The following is a 14,993-nucleotide window of genomic DNA, read 5'->3' as shown; positions in this document are numbered from 1 at the left end:
TATCCGCAATACAGCTGGAAAACTGAAGTCAAACTCTCGTGTCCGAAAAAGAGTGCGGTCATTAGCGATGAGCAGCGCCTTCATGAACGCGAAGAGCGTTTGGCGAGCGGCATGCACCGTGGCTTAGCGATTCCCGACAAAGAGATAACGCGAAGCTTTAATATAGAGGGCGAGATTGAGGTCAACGCCGGTGGCGATGTAACCAAATACAGCTCGAAGCTGGAAGGCTCCCGCTCGAACCTGTCCTCTTCAAAACGTTCGCTCAAGCTGGAGCTGTCGAGTTCGTTCAATGAGGTTCGGGATGAGATACAGCTGATCCGTGCGATCAGCGGCGCCATCGAGATGGTCAAAAGCAGTACCTACCAGAGCCGAGGTAAAGAAACGGTCAAGCTGGTGGCGTTCGACTTCAAGCCGCCGGTGATCACGCTGAAGGGAGAAGGCAAGACACGCCACAAATCTGACACCGCCTTCGGCGTTGAACACACCCTGAGCGCCGGATTTAGTCCGCTGTTCGAATTCTCAATCACACTGGACCTGGTTCAGGCCGCCGCCGCTTACTTCAAGGTCGACACAGTCGTCGCTGAACTTCGAGAGCAAGCAAAAAAGCAGGAAGCTAAAGTCAAAGCTGGCCAACAGGGCGCCTATGTTGGTGCGGAACTCGAAATCAAGTTGACGACAAAGCTGGAAACGCAGGGCAGCATCAAACGCACGTTGGACAGCGATCACCCCGAATACGACTTCTCAGCTGAGAGCACAATTAGCCTGACAGGAAGCGCAAATATGCGCGGCGGAGCCAAGGTGTGGATTGTTGAAGGTGCTTTTGCCTTGAGCGGTAAAGTGATTGCAGAGGGGAAGTGTGCGTTACAGGCGGTTAAAAAGAATGCAGGTGCCAAGAATGAAAAAGAGATTGTGGAACTGGTGATGTATCACAATGGCATCAAGGCCGAGGTGGAAATTACGGTTTCGGGAAGTGTGGATACGGGTAAAAAGTCATATTCAGGAGAAGGGAATAATAAAATAGATGGCTATAGAGGTTCAGCGGAGCCTGAAAAAAAAGAAAGCTTTAAACGAGAGTGGATATGGGCAAATCCGATGAAAAAAGAGGATTCAAATTTTAGAATGGATATTTTTGGTAGCTGAGTAATATGAAAAAAATAAAGAATGGAATGATTTTAATATTGATATTGGTATTAATTGGTTGTAAGGGCGGTAATGAAATGTCAACGGAAAATATAAAAATCGATCAAGATGGCTCTGCACCCCAGGAAATATATATTGTCAATTTGACTTCACGTGAGATGTACTGCGCTGGGCTGATCAATGGCATGGAGCAACTGGATAATCTGTCCACGGATAGTGGATCTGCCATGATGGGCTTCAATGCGACTGCTTTTCTGCATAAAGGGATTAATAAGATGGCCTTGGACGTTGTGCCTGTCGACGCTAGGAAGGGGATACAGGAACATCGGAACGGAGCACGTTGTGAGGCAGTGCTAAAAGCCACGTTTAAGGACTATGAGGATGTGGAGTTGACCAGTCTGCTGGCGACAGAGAAGTCAGGAGTACCCACTATTAAGGAATCAAAATACTATCCGGAAAAACACATGTCGCCACTGACCGATTTTCAGGGTGAAACGGATGGTTATCTGACGATGTTCGAGCGGGAATTCTATGTAAAGACCATCCCCGAATGGGCGTGGACCCGCGCAACACCTTTTGTCGAAGATCATGACAATATGAAGGCACTCCGACGGGCGTACATCGAGTTGCTGAACTTGATGAAAAAAAGAGATTTTAAAGCGTTGGAGGCCGCTTGGTCTCTTTCTAGTCGGGAAAAGGCGTTGGCTGAAGGATATCAATCGATGCCAGAAGAGTTTTTCAGAGCGATAGGGATAGAAAGATATATGAATGATGCAAATGATGTTGGCATATTGGAACCGAGAAGTTGGGATCAATATGAGCTGAAGTCATTCATGGGGGGAAAGATCGTCAGACTGGAAGATAAGAGGGGGGATTCCCCCTTGAGAATTGGTTCGAAATCCGAAGATTGGTTAACAAGCTTCACCCCCTATTTCTCAATAATAGACGGCCGAATCGTAATCTCCCGATAATAAAAACCACAATCAAAGGACTGACATATATGGGCAATGCAGCCAAGGTAGGCGATATTGGAACCGACCATTCGGGTTTTCCTCCAACCCCAATCACCTCAGGGTCTCCGAGCGTAAATATCGATGGGATACCGGCGGCTCGTCAGGGCGATCCGTTGGCGCCGCACTCTAAGCCAAAACACGCGCCTCATGGTCGCAGCATCGTTGGGGGCTCCGGCACTGTATCGATTGATGGCAAGTCTGCGGCACGCTCTGGCGACGCTGTCAGTTGCGGTGGTGTAGTGGTGGGTAGTGGCACCGTCACCATCGGTTGAGTCGAATGTTTTGGACGAATCCAGGCCGTGTAGTCTGCGCGTGGATGTATAAACGGTGCACTTGCTGTGCTTATGAAAGTGAGCAAAGTAGGGGGCTATGTCGTGGCCCCCGTTGATCAACTCACATATCCAGATACCGATTACGAATATGGCGAATAAAATAGTCGGGATTGGTCGCTTCACCTGTGGCCTGGGTGATCAGCTCTTTTGAGCTCAGGAATGAACCCTTGCTCCAGATCCTGCTACCCAGCCACTGACGCAGCGATGACACATTCCCTTCACGCAGGTGCGCATCCAGTGCCGGCAAATCCCTGTGCATTGCACTGAAGAGCTGAGCTGCGTTCAGCGCGCCAAGGGTGTAAGAGGGGAAGTAACCGAAAGCACCTGACGGCCAGTGGATATCCTGCAGGCAGCCATCCTTATAGTTGCCGTGAGTATCCAGCCCCAGATAGGCCTGCATCTTGTCTGCCCATGCATCGGGGATATCTTCGGCCTCCATTTCGCCGTTGATCAGTGCCGACTCTATCTCGTAGCGCAGCACGATATGCATGGGGTAGGTCACTTCATCCGCCTCAACGCGGATAAAACCCCGGTGCACGCGGGACATCGCCTGCCAGAACTGATCATGGTCCACCTCTTTAAGCGTAGGGAAATGTTGGTGGATGATCGGCGTCAGAAAGCGCACGAACGGTTTGGAGAGCAGCAACTGCTTTTCAAATAGCAGGCTCTGGCTCTCGTGGATACTCATGCTGCGGGCTTCGCCTGCCGGTTGTCCGGCCCATGCCTCAGGCAGACCCGCTTCATAACTGGCGTGACCGGTTTCATGCACAGTGCCCATCAGCGCTTCGATAAAATCGCTTTCGCGGTAGCGGGTGGTAATGCGGTGATCGCCCCGTACACCGGTGCTGAACGGGTGGCTGCTGATATCGAGCCGACCCTTGCTGAAATCGAAGCCCAACACCTCCATGACGCTGTGGCTCAGACGCTGTTGCTCCTGAATATTGTAGTGGCCGCTGAGATCCACATTCGGTGTGCGGCGCTGGCGCTCGATCACCTCATCAATCAAGCCCGGTAACTGCGCTTTCAGGCCATCGAACACCTCAGCAATCGAGGCGCTGGTATCGCCACTGGAGTAAAGATCGAGCAGGGCATCGTAGGGGGTGGCAAAGTCACCCTCGGCCGCTGCCTGACGGGCTTGTGCCTCTTCGCGTGCGAGCCGGACCACCTCTTTAAAATTGGGCAAGAACCCCGCCCAGTCGTTATTGCCGCGTTGTTCGCGCCAAGCGTGTTCGCAACGCGAAGCGGCCAGTGATTGTGCCTGTACCAGATCGCCCTGCAGGCAGGTGGCCTGCTGCCATAAGCGGTGCATTTCACGCAGGTTAGCTTGCTGGTCTTCGCTAAGGCCCTCCTGCAACGCACCCTCGAACCAATCACCGAGATACTCGGCTGTTAATAACTCATGGTGGATCTGGTGGAGTTCTGCCAACGCCTGAGCCCGACCCTCGGCGCCGCCCGGCGGCATCATCACCTGCTGATCCCAGCTGAGGAAGGTGCTGGCATGAGAGAGCTTGTGCAGGCGGGCGAACTGGTTGACGAGGGAGTGGTAGGCGCTCATGAAGCGATCCTTTTGTCAGAGTGCATGGGAGTGATCCGGACGTAGCGTAAAGCCTAACGCCTGTTGAAGAATACACAATGGCAGGCGATATTTTCAGACGTTACAGCGTTGCCCAAAGTGTGCAACTATTGAGCGCAGACGTGGCCGAGCAATACCTGAGGTGTTCGCAGGCCTCTTATTCGACAGCGCGAACATTCAAATATCCAGGGAACGGCTGCCATGAATTCATCCCGCCCGCTATCCAGCTCGATGCACAGGTTCAAGCACCTATGCGTATTGCCGGTGTTTTTGCTGGTTGCATCCTGTGTCGCGAACGGCCCGGTTTCCTCGGTCGAGCCGGATATCCATTTTGTATCCCAACCGGTGACGGCGGGAGCCGCCGAGTCTGTAACGGCTCAGTTGAGTGAGCAGGGGCTCAGCCCCGAGCGCTACGGGCTGTTGACTGTGTATCGCCAGCAACGTTTTACGGCGAGTGCTGTACTGTCCGCGTTGTCGGTAGGGGATGATGTGGTGGCGTCGATGAAATCGGGCCGCACGACCATTCCCATTGAAGCCGGTGAGTATCCGGTATCGGTTAGCTGGGGCTTACCTTGCAGCAACATCCTGTCCGCGTCGGATTGCGAGACCAATCCCTATCCGGAAACGGGCTCTCGCGGTGACATGAAAATAGAGCCGGGGCAGGCGTTAACTATCGAGATATATTTTCATGACTATCGGTTTGGCCTGAAGCAAAGCGCGGCACCTGCTCCGGCGTCGCTTGAAGTGGTTGAGCCGGTTGTGGCGAAAGTGACGCTGCCTGAGGCGCAACGTGCGAAGCAGGTGGCAGAGGCGATCGCAGTGGCGTCGGTTAAGCAGCCTGAAGAGCCGCAGCAGCCGAGCGCGCAGCCGGTGCAGGTTATGGCTCAGTCCAAGAGTGTTGATATCGAGCTTTCGCCGGAAGCGACGCGTGACAAGCTGTTGATCGGCATCACCAACCTGCTGAAAGCCGGTAAGCCCAAAGAAGCGCTGCCGCTGTTTGAACAGCTGGACCAGCTGCCGTTTGAACCTGATCCCAGCCTCGATTTTTACTGGGGGCGTGCACTGGTGCAGTCCGGTTATGGTGAGCCGGGGCTGACCAAACTCTACCGCTACATCAAGACGCAGGGTAGCGGCGCAACGCAGTATATGTCGGCCATACACCTGATTAATCAGGTGGAAGCGGGGCAGTAATGCCCCCTATATTGACTGCGTGCGAGTGTGACCGTACGCAGACAAAGTAAGGCAAATCTACTTGCCAATCGCTGTGGGCGGATTCAAACTGCAATTCCACGCGCACCATAGGGCGGTTGGTGCGGGATATCGACAAGGGATCAGGGAGATCGTCGATGGAATGGATCATTCTGCTTGTGGTGGCGTTCTTCGTTTTTGTACTCGTTGTGCAGAAGCTCTACGCCAACACACCCAAACATGGCGAAGCTGAACACCGATACCGCCAGCGCAAAACCCTCTTTACCGCTGCCGAGCGCTCCTTTCTGGGCGTGCTCGATTCAATTATCGACCCTCAACAACATCGCGTATTCGGCAAGGTTCGTGTCGCTGACCTTATAGAGCCTGAGCCCAACCGAAACCGCAGCCAGTGGCAGAAGGCCTTTAACCGCATAAGCGCCAAACACTTCGACTTTGTTATCTGCAAGGCAGACGACCTCTAACGCGTCGGCTGATTGTGGCTTTCGTGAGACCAGCACTAATATGGAAATAAGGTATTGCAAAAAACAAAAAGCCCAGATGGCTACCCATGGTTACTTTTTTTTACTTATATTGGGTTCGTTTATTTATGCTGTTTCAGAAGACTTTACACCAACAGCACAAACATCCAGTATTGGATTATACATAGCAGCCGCTTTTACCTGTGTCTATTTTATTTTTACCTTTGATGCTATCACTTCAGTTCATAGAGCTAAATTCAAAAAAACAAGCAGACAGGTCAGGTTTACTTCGACTCTTGTTTTTTATGCATTCATTCTTTTTTTATTTTGGGTTACGGCTTGCCACACTATACCGGCTGTGTACACAAGATTAGTAGGAAATGACTATACGATAGATATTGGTGTTGCTGTTACAAATAAATATAAGAAAAATTCTTGTCGTTATCGCATTGAAGGCGAACTCATTAAAAATGCCTTTCCAGCCCATATATGCATCAGTAAATCTATGTATGAGACGAAAAAAAATAAATATAGGCTTTCTGGTCTTAGCTCAAATCTTGGAGTACTTATTAAAAATGCCACTCCGATATAAACCGAAAATAATGCATTTAAAATCGTTTGTTTCACTCAATGTAACTTTAGTCTACTCTCTATGTCGTTCATTTAAATATGGAATTATCACATATAATTATTTTTTTAGGTTGTATTTCGTCATATGAAAAATCTAATATCACTAGTCATGGCTGTAGAATTTTTTATAGTGGGTTGTGCACCTTTTACACCGCAGTCTTTAATAGATGGTCATAAGGATAAAAGAGAAGCGTTATTGGATGGTGATGTCGATGATAATATGAAAATCGCGATTGAAGGTTTGGCAAAGTGTTATGGGAAATCAGGTGCTAAAACTATTAATTTTGTTCCCGGCATGGGTGTGGTAAGTAGTGTATCATATTTTGACGTAAAAATAGATGGGGGAGATGATTTCAAGTCAATAATTTTTGGTAATTCAGTAAAGGGAGGAACAGGTTATTTAAAGTTTTTTGATTATGAAAATAAAACAAAATTATTTGCTTATAGTAAGGCGTGGTACTCGGTAGATATAAAGTTATTCAATAAATACGTTGATTTAATTATAAGTAGAGATATTAGTGATTGTAGTATTTGGTGATTGTAAAGTCGCTTAAATTAACTTAATAATAAACGCTTAGGCGTCGGATTGACGCAGAGAGAGCTAGGGGATATATGATTATCCAGCCCGTTGATCGCGGCTCAGTTCCTAGTAAGGAGTAACAGTACTTATGAAAGGCAAAATAGTACAGTGGATGGATGAAAAGGGGTTTGGGTTCATTCAACCTGATGACGGTTCTGAAAAAGTGTTTTTCCACGTCTCTAGCGTAAAAACGGATGCTCGCAGACCTCAAGTTGGAGACAGTGTATTTTACGAATCAATGCTTGACTCACAGAAGAGGAAAAAGGCGAAGTCGGTTGTAATCGATGGGGTGAGGAAAGACAGCAGCTCATCAGCTAGATCACGTTCAATACGAGTTGAGCCGCCCAAGAAAGATGCTGTTGACTTTGTTTCATATTTAGTGATTTCAGTCTCCATTCTTGCTACGGGTTTCGAGTTTTATCGCACGGGATCTGTCGAAAAATCATGGTTTTTTAGTGTGCCTGCAGTGATCGCTTTTTTAGTTATAAACCGTCAGAAAAAGCCGAAGGATAAAACATTCCATTGCTCGCGGTGTAGAAAAATTTCAGAGCATGACTCGCGCACAATAAAAGCCTGGAACAATGGCTTTGTTAAACTTTACTGCAGTGCATGCCACTTTCAGTGGCTGAAGGATAACCCGAATCAAGATAAGCAATCGATGCAAAGTCAGGGGCGCGGTTGTCTCGGTGTTCTGGTGCTTTTAACGGTTGTTCCGATTTTAGGTTGTATGGGTTTATATCAGTGGTTAGCGTGAAGACTAATTCCATAAAAATCTAAATTCGATCGCTGCTTTGCAGTATCGTCCCCATCAACTCCGGTACAATGTCTTGATCAGGTGGTAACCGAAGCGGGTTTTGATTGGGCCGTGTACTTTCAGCAAAGGGCGTTTGAACACAACGTCGTCAAACGGTTTAACCATGTCGCCGCGATGAAACTCGCCGAGGTCGCCGCCGCGCTTGCCTGAGGGGCAGATGGAGTAGCGTTTGGCCAGGGCCTCGAATTTTTTGCCCTTCTTTAGCTGGTCGAGTATGTCCAGTGCTTCTTTTTCGGTCTTTACCAGTATGTGTAGTGCTGCCGCTGTAGCCACGTTGTTTCTCGCTGATCGGGTCAAAAATTAACCACGGTATTCTATCAATAAACCGCGTTGCGGCGCACCGCATGTGCCGTGTCACCTCAAGCGCGATAGAGCTCACAGGTGGCAGAGGGTATGATGTAGCCCTGCAACTGTATGAGCGGAGTGGCTGCCGGTGTCGAATCAGAGTTTGGTGTTTATAGGGTTATCGAATCCCAAAAGCCCCACCAATGTGGGGGCTGTGTTGCGTGCCGCCGGCTGCTATCAGGCCAGCGAAGTGCGCTATACCGGCGAGCGTTTTCCGCGGGCAGCGAAATACAGTACCGATACCAAAAATATCAACAGCTCTGTGCCGCTGACGCAGGTGGATGATCTGTTGATCGATCTGCCCGGCGATATGCAGGTGGTGTGTGTCGAGCTGGCGGAGGGCGCCGAGCCTTTGCCGGGCTTTACCCACCCCGAACGGGCGATCTATATCTTCGGCCCTGAAGATGGCTCGATTGCGCAGGCGGTTGTGGATAAGGCCGATCACGTGGTGTACGTGCCGACGATCGGCTGCATGAATCTGGCGGCCAGTGTAAACGTTTTACTGTATGACCGGCTGGCCAAGGCCGATCTGGAGATCGACGATATCGAGCACGTTAAATCCAGTCGTGATGTGAATAATCGTCTGGTTGTCAGGGGTTAAACGACGCCATCTTTGAATAATCCATAGCGCCACCCGCGAATCGCAATGATGACGGTGGCCCCGTGGCGCTTGTCGAAATCGAGCGCCACATCCTCTCGGTTGAACTCTTCAAACTCCCGCGCCAGTCGCTGCATGCGGCGCTGAAACGCCTGATTGGACGATTTCGACAACATGCCGTTTAACACCAGCAGAGATTCGTCCTCGCCCTGAAAGCGGGTGCTGAAGTATTCGGCGGCGATGCGTTGCTGGAAAAACTGTTGGATCGGGCCGTTTTCGATCCAGTTGAAGTTGGCGGCAATCTTCAGCTTTATCCGGTTTTTGGGAAGCAGGTCGATGATTTTCAATCGGTCCAGATGGGCCAGTTTCTGGATGCAGCTGTGCTTATCCAGCTTATGTACGCGCAGGATGTCGTCGAGTGTCCAACGGTTAAGGACACACACGGTGATCAGCAGCAGGGTGAGGTCGTTGGCGATTTCGCGCTCCTGCTCGACACTCAGGCGTTCAATTCGGCCGTCATGCTCGTCCATCTGTTTGACCAGATCGGATATCTCCATGCCGATCAGTTGGCAGATCTCGTCCAGGCGGTCTAAGGATAACTGATAGGTCGAAAAGAGGCGTTTGACGCTCGCTTCCGACAGACCCAGCGCTTTGGCAACCTCAGCGTAGGTTGTGCCGTGGGCTTTAAGGGCGCGTTTGAGTGTGGCGATCAGGGCTTTGGTCTGTTTGGCCATGGGGGCTGTCCGACGTCGGGATTTGTGTCAGAAGGTATCATAATGCGATACCTTTTGGTGATGATGATTCGACATTGCTATTAAAGGTTGCGCATAAAACGCCGCGGCGCGAGATTTGGGCGGTCTTTAACCGAAACCAGCGGAAACGGTCATGAATAAGCTCAGCGCAATGAAAGGCTTTTTGCCCTATATCGTCGTGGTGTTTCTCAACGCCTTTGTCGATCTCGGGCACAAAATCGTGATTCAGAACACCATCTTCAAAACCTGGGATGGCGAGACGCAGGTGATGCTTACGGCGATTATCAACGGCCTGATCCTGTTGCCGTTTATCCTGCTGTTTACCCCGGCAGGTTTTCTTTCTGACCGTTTCCCCAAGCAAAAGGTGCTGCGTTACGGTGCGCTCGCGGCCGTGGCCGGTACGGTGCTGATCACCTGGAGTTATTTCAATGGCTGGTTTGAGGTCGCCTTTGGCCTGACGTTGCTGCTGTCGATTCAAAGTGCGTTCTACTCACCGGCAAAGTACGGCTATATCCGCGAGTTGGTCGGGGATGAGCATCTGGCTGAGGGTAATGCCTGGGTACAGGCGGTGACCATCGTGTCGATTCTGGCCGGTACCTTTATCTTTTCGGCGCTGTTCGAGCACTTCTATCTGCCCACGTTTGATTCCGCTAATGCGATTATTGCCGGTATCGCGCCGCTGGGTTTTGCACTGGTGGGCTTGTCGCTGGTTGAGTGGCTGGTGGCGGGATGCCTGCCGGCAAAACGCGCTGGCGATGAGCGAAAGTCGCTGGTGTTGGGCGCGTATGTAAGTGGTCGCTATTTGCGCAGAAACATGCGGGCGATCCACTCCAGCCGCGCGATCTGGCTGTCGATTGTGGGGCTGTCGCTGTTCTGGGCGATCTCGCAGGTGGTGCTGGCGGCGTTTCCGGCCTATGCAAAGGCAACACTGGGTGAAACCAACACGGTGGTGATTCAGGGCCTGTTGGCGGCCACCGGTGTGGGTATTGTGCTGGGCTCGGTGATTGCCGGGCGCCTTTCGCGCCACTATCTGGAGCTGGGCCTGATTCCAGTGGGGGCAATCGGTATTTCTGCCGCGCTGTTGGTATTGCCCTCGCTTGCCAGCGTCACAGCCATTGGGTTGCTGTTTTTGCTGCTGGGTGTGTGCGGTGGTTTCTTCATTGTGCCCCTGAATGCGCTGATTCAGTACAGCGCGCGCCCGTCCCGTCTGGGTACGGTGTTGGCGGGCAACAACTGGGTGCAGAACATCTGCATGATCGGGTTTCTCGCGCTGGCGGTGCTGTTCTCGCTGGCCGGGTTCGATAGCGAAGGGCTGCTCTATCTGCTGGCGTTCACTGCCATCGGCGGGGCCCTCTACACTATTTACCAACTGCCGCAATCGCTGGTGCGGATCGTGATCGGTGCGCTGATGAAGCGTGTTTACCGGGTCAACGTGATCGGCTTCGAACATCTTCCTAAAGAGGGCGGGGTGCTGCTGCTGGGTAATCACATCAGTTGGGTCGATTGGGCGATGGTGCAGATCGCCTGCCCGCGTGAGATTCGCTTTGTCATGGCGCGCAACTACTACGATACCTGGTATCTGAAGCCGTTCCTGAAGGCGTTTGGTGCGATCCCGATCAGCTCCGGCAGTAGTCGTGAAGCGCTGGCCAGCGTCAACGAATCACTGAAAAAAGGTGAGGTGGTGTGCCTGTTTCCGGAGGGCGGCATCAGCCGCACCGGCCAGTTGGGTGAGTTCAAGTCGGGCTATGAACGTACTGTCGAAGGCGTGGAAAAGGGCGCAATAGTACCCTTCTATCTGCGCGGGCTCTGGGGCAGCCGTTTGTCCCGCTCCCATAGCGAGAAGCTGCGCGAGAATACGTCGGGGGGCTCCAAGCGCAATGTGATTGTTGCTTTCGGTGAACCGTTGCCGCTGGACACCAAGGCCGATCAGCTGAAACAGAAGGTGTCCGAGCTGTCGATCACCGCTTGGGAGGGCTATACCGCCCAGCTCGAAACCCTGCCGCTGGCCTGGTTGAAGCAAGCTAAATCCGATCTGCGTGCGATCAGCCTGATCGACTCCAGTGGGGGTGAGTACAGCAATGCCCGGGTGATTGCCGGAACCACCGCCATCGCTCAGGCGATGCGAAAAATCAGCCCACGCAAGCGCGAACAGCAGGTGGCGTTGGTATTGCCAGCCAGCGCAGGGGGCGTAATGGCGAATCTGGCGGTGATGCTCAATGGCCAGACGGCGGTAAACCTGAACTTCACGGCGGGGGTTGAGGCGGTACAGGCGGCGATCGCCGCCGGTGAGATCAAGACGGTATATACCTCGTCCCGGTTTGCCCGAAAGCTGACCGGTAAGGGGATCGATCTGGACAGGATGCTTGCCGGTACACGGGTGGTGTATCTGGAGGAGCTTAAAGAGCGCATGAGCCGGCCCCGATTGCTGCGCCATCTACTGGCGGCGATTGTGCTGCCTGCCTCCTGGCTCTACCGCCTTAACGGTAAACCGGTGGATCTGGACAGCCCCGCGCAGATCCTGTTCTCCAGCGGTAGTGAGGGCACACCCAAGGGTGTGGTACTGACCCACCGTAACCTGATGGGCAATATCAAGCAGATCAGTGATGTACTCAACACCCGCGATGACGACGTGATGATGGCAACGCTGCCGCTATTCCACTCCTTTGGTCTCACCGTCAACAGCCTGCTACCGATGGTGGAGGGGATTCCGGCGGTGTGCCACCCGGACCCTACCGATGCGCTGAATGTGGCCAAGGCGATCTATCAGTATCACGGCACCATACTGTGTGGCACCGCGACCTTCCTGCGCCTGTATACCCGCAACCGCAAGGTGCAGCCGATGATGCTGGATTCCCTGCGCGTAGTGGTGGCCGGCGCCGAGAAGCTGACCGCCGATGTGCGTGAAGGGTTCGAGCTGAAGTTCAAGAAGACGATCTACGAGGGGTACGGCGCCACTGAAACCGCGCCGGTGGCCAGCGTGAATATTCCCGACGCTATCGATCCGACTACATGGAAGGTTCAGCAGGGACAGAAGCAGGGCACTGTCGGCTTGCCGCTGCCGGGGAGCTGCTTCCGCATTGTCGACCCAAACAGTTACGAAACGCTTGCGGCGGGCGAGGACGGCCTTATTCTGATCTCAGGCGGGCAGGTGATGCTGGGCTATCTGAAGAACGAAGAGAAAACCTCCGATGCGATTATCGAGCTGGATGGACGCCGTTGGTATAAGACCGGTGACAAGGGCCATGTCGATGAAGATGGTTTCCTGACCATCGTTGATCGCTACTCCCGTTTCGCCAAGATCGGTGGCGAGATGATCAGTCTCGGTGCAGTGGAAGCTGCCGTTCGTGAGGTGGTGGATAACGAAGAGATCGAGTTCGCCGCTACGAATGTGAAGGATGACAAGAAGGGCGAGCGGGTGGTGCTGCTCATCACCCCCGGTGCCGATCCTGAAACATTGCGCCAGCGTCTGATCGACCGAGGTATCAATCCGCTGATGATCCCCTCCGAGATTATCGAAGTGGAAGCGCTGCCCAAGCTTGGCAGCGGCAAAATCGACTTCGCCGGGCTGAAAAGACTCGCCGCATAAGCACTGCGTAGTGGGGGCGGAATCCTGTGGGTTCCCCCCTGCTCACTCACCCTTTACGTAAATGGACACGGTAACGCCATGCGAATTCTACGATTATTCAAGAGGGATCTGGCCCGCGAGGTGAACGACTGGGTCGGCGATGGCCTGATCGAGCCTGTGCAGGGCGAAGCGATTCTGGCGCGCTACGGTGCGCGGCTGGCGGACGGACGGGGCAGTTCGTTCGGCTATTACGTGCTGACCGCGCTGGCCGCGCTGTTTGCAGGGTTGGCGCTGATTCTGATTCTGTCCCACAACTGGGACGAGATCCCGCGTATGGTGCGGATGCTGGGGCTGATCGGTGGCACTGTCGTGATCAACCTGACCGGCGGGTGGCAGCTGCTGCGCGAGCGCTACCGGCCCGGTGTGCTCTGGCTGTTCTTCGGCGGCATCAGTTATGGCGCGTCGATCATGCTGATCGCGCAGATCTACCATCTGGGCGAGCACTACCCCGATGGCATCTATTGGTGGGCGCTGGGTGTGCTGCCGCTACTATTTGTAACCCGCTCGCGGTTGATCGCGCTGCAGGTATTGGCGCTGGCCACGCTGTGGATGATTACCGAGGCCCAGACCGGATTTTTTCCCGCCAGTTATCCATTGTTCTCTCTGGCTTGTCTGTGGCTGGTATGGACTTACAGGCGTTCGGCGCTGATCTTCTTGGCGGCGCTGGCAGGGCTTGTGACCTGGCTCAACCTGCTGTTGGCCTGGGCGGCTGGCGATTGGTATCACTACGACGGTTTTGCCGATCAGGTGCCACTCACGGTGGCGCTGGGTCTGGTGATGGCGGGTAGCGCCTGGTGGTTGATGCGCAGTCGTGAGCCGCTGATCAGGGACTATGGCCAGCTGCTGCATCTGTATCTGTTGCGCGGTGCCATCCTCACCCTACTAATCCTCAGCTACGACGATTTCTGGCGCGACCTGTTGCGCGGTGACTACCTGCTCGGTGTGTTTAACCCACTGCTGCTGGCGCTGGGGACTCTGGGCGGCTGTGCGCTGGCGCGACCCTCAGGACGCAACGCCTCGGCACCTTTGCTGCTAAATGGCGCCTTCTTCACGCTGGCAGCCCTGTGTGTGCAGCAACGGTGGCTGGATCCGCTGGCGCTGGCCGTAGCGACCAACCTGCTGTTAGTGGTAACCGGTATCTGGCTGATTCGACGTGGCGTCGAGGATGCCGTGACCCACTTTTTCTACACCGGCGTTGGCGTCTTGCTGCTGACGGCGCTGTTGCGCTACTTCGATCTGATTGGCGAGTACATCGGCGGGGCGCTGCTGTTCATGGCAGCGGCCGGCGTACTGTTTGGCGCAGCACGCTTCTGGCGCAAACATCTGCAGGAGGGCAGTGACCATGCTTGAGGCGACCTATAGGTTTGATACCACCAGCAAGCCCGCGTTGAGCGGTAAATGGATGATCTCTGCCGGTTTAGTGCTGACGCTGCTGTTGCAACTGGCGGTGCTGGGCACCGAGTATGTCAGTTCCATCTGGCCGCTAAAGTATGGCCAGCCTATATTGCTGAAAACCGAACCGATCGACCCGCGCAGCCTGTTTCGGGGCAACTATGTGCGGCTGAACTACGCCATCTCCACCGTCGAGCGCGATCTGGCAACTGAACCATTCCGCCGCCATCAGCCGGTCTATGTGGCGCTGAAACCTGAGGGGCGCTACCACGTGGCCAGCGCGCTGCTGCATGAGCCGCCACAGCAGGGGCCGTTTATCCGCGGTCGGGTGCGCTGGGCCGGTGGCGAGGTTTACCGTATCGAGTACGGCATCGAGGCGTTTTTCATGCCGAAGCAGAAGGCGCTGGCGGCGCAGTCGGCGGTACGCGAGAAGGAGGCCTGGGCGCAGGTCTACCTGCTCGACAGTGGCAAAGCCGCCATCGCCGATCTGCTGTGCGAGGGCGGCTGTGAGGGGTGAGGCGTACTTGAACTG

At 53.6% G+C, this 14,993-nt stretch carries 15 protein-coding genes; 12 read left to right on the top strand and 3 right to left on the bottom strand.

Annotation, left to right across the window (positions count from 1 at the left end):
- The 3 genes from ADIMK_RS22165 to ADIMK_RS21090 form a co-directional block, all read left to right on the top strand.
- A partial coding sequence (locus tag ADIMK_RS22165; RefSeq protein ID WP_036192483.1) for a hypothetical protein occupies positions 1-1,140 on the top strand: 1,140 nt, incomplete at its 5' end.
- A gap of 5 nt (positions 1,141-1,145) precedes the next feature.
- Positions 1,146-2,111: a hypothetical protein gene (locus tag ADIMK_RS21095; RefSeq protein ID WP_197027607.1), complete on the top strand. Its 966-nt coding sequence runs from the start codon at positions 1,146-1,148 to the stop codon at positions 2,109-2,111.
- Between the two features lie 29 nt (positions 2,112-2,140).
- Positions 2,141-2,425 carry a type VI secretion system PAAR protein gene (locus ADIMK_RS21090; RefSeq protein WP_036192481.1) on the top strand — a complete coding sequence of 95 codons (285 nt, stop codon included), beginning with the start codon at positions 2,141-2,143 and terminating at the stop codon, positions 2,423-2,425.
- Between the two features lie 121 nt (positions 2,426-2,546).
- Here ADIMK_RS21090 and ADIMK_RS21085 read toward each other — a convergent pair whose 3' ends face one another.
- Complete coding sequence (locus tag ADIMK_RS21085; RefSeq protein WP_036192479.1) at positions 2,547-4,040, bottom strand: carboxypeptidase M32; 1,494 nt, start codon at positions 4,038-4,040, stop codon at positions 2,547-2,549.
- Positions 4,041-4,259: 219 nt separating this feature from the next.
- On the opposite strand from ADIMK_RS21085, the gene ADIMK_RS21080 reads away from it, so the two are divergent.
- From ADIMK_RS21080 to ADIMK_RS21595, 5 genes are all read left to right on the top strand, one after another.
- Positions 4,260-5,249 (top strand): hypothetical protein, encoded by a 990-nt coding sequence (locus tag ADIMK_RS21080; RefSeq protein WP_036192477.1) that lies wholly within the window; start codon positions 4,260-4,262, stop codon positions 5,247-5,249.
- A 155-nt stretch (positions 5,250-5,404) separates the two neighbouring features.
- On the top strand, positions 5,405-5,728 hold the full coding sequence (locus ADIMK_RS21075) for a DUF2726 domain-containing protein (protein WP_051693205.1): 324 nt from the start codon (positions 5,405-5,407) through the stop codon (positions 5,726-5,728).
- 76 nt (positions 5,729-5,804) lie between these two features.
- A complete protein-coding gene (locus ADIMK_RS22025) occupies positions 5,805-6,317 on the top strand; it encodes a hypothetical protein (protein ID WP_156043030.1) in 513 nt (170 codons plus the stop codon).
- A gap of 123 nt (positions 6,318-6,440) precedes the next feature.
- Positions 6,441-6,893, top strand: coding sequence for a hypothetical protein (locus ADIMK_RS21070; protein WP_036192475.1), 453 nt, complete (start codon positions 6,441-6,443; stop codon positions 6,891-6,893).
- A 130-nt stretch (positions 6,894-7,023) separates the two neighbouring features.
- The gene (locus ADIMK_RS21595; RefSeq protein ID WP_051693204.1) at positions 7,024-7,689 is read left to right on the top strand and encodes a cold shock domain-containing protein; all 666 of its coding nucleotides are present in this window, start codon (positions 7,024-7,026) and stop codon (positions 7,687-7,689) included.
- A gap of 54 nt (positions 7,690-7,743) precedes the next feature.
- On the opposite strand, the gene ppiC is transcribed toward ADIMK_RS21595, so the two are convergent.
- Positions 7,744-8,022 carry a peptidylprolyl isomerase PpiC gene (ppiC, locus tag ADIMK_RS21060; protein WP_036192474.1) on the bottom strand — a complete coding sequence of 93 codons (279 nt, stop codon included), beginning with the start codon at positions 8,020-8,022 and terminating at the stop codon, positions 7,744-7,746.
- A 160-nt stretch (positions 8,023-8,182) separates the two neighbouring features.
- On the opposite strand from ppiC, the gene ADIMK_RS21055 reads away from it, so the two are divergent.
- Positions 8,183-8,695 (top strand): RNA methyltransferase, encoded by a 513-nt coding sequence (locus ADIMK_RS21055; RefSeq protein WP_036192473.1) that lies wholly within the window; start codon positions 8,183-8,185, stop codon positions 8,693-8,695.
- Here the strand turns inward: ADIMK_RS21055 and ADIMK_RS21050 are convergent.
- Entirely contained in the window at positions 8,692-9,426 is a 735-nt protein-coding gene (locus ADIMK_RS21050) for a helix-turn-helix domain-containing protein (protein WP_036192472.1), read from the bottom strand. The two genes, ADIMK_RS21055 and ADIMK_RS21050, sit on opposite strands and share 4 nt — an antisense overlap.
- Positions 9,427-9,577: 151 nt before the next feature.
- On the opposite strand from ADIMK_RS21050, the gene ADIMK_RS21045 reads away from it, so the two are divergent.
- The 3 genes from ADIMK_RS21045 to ADIMK_RS21035 all read left to right on the top strand — a co-directional run bounded on the left by ADIMK_RS21045 (position 9,578) and on the right by ADIMK_RS21035 (position 14,978).
- On the top strand, positions 9,578-13,030 hold the full coding sequence (locus tag ADIMK_RS21045) for an acyl-[ACP]--phospholipid O-acyltransferase (protein WP_036192471.1): 3,453 nt from the start codon (positions 9,578-9,580) through the stop codon (positions 13,028-13,030).
- Positions 13,031-13,108: 78 nt separating this feature from the next.
- On the top strand, positions 13,109-14,419 hold the full coding sequence (locus ADIMK_RS21040; RefSeq protein ID WP_036192470.1) for a DUF2157 domain-containing protein: 1,311 nt from the start codon (positions 13,109-13,111) through the stop codon (positions 14,417-14,419).
- Positions 14,412-14,978 (top strand): GDYXXLXY domain-containing protein, encoded by a 567-nt coding sequence (locus ADIMK_RS21035; protein ID WP_051693203.1) that lies wholly within the window; start codon positions 14,412-14,414, stop codon positions 14,976-14,978. The genes ADIMK_RS21040 and ADIMK_RS21035 overlap by 8 nt, the downstream gene beginning before the upstream one ends.
- Positions 14,979-14,993: the final 15 nt, after the last annotated feature.

The organism is Marinobacterium lacunae, assembly GCF_000705555.1.
In the GTDB taxonomy this organism is placed as follows: domain Bacteria; phylum Pseudomonadota; class Gammaproteobacteria; order Pseudomonadales; family Balneatricaceae; genus Marinobacterium_D; species Marinobacterium_D lacunae.
This window is presented reverse-complemented; position numbering and strand designations above follow the sequence as displayed.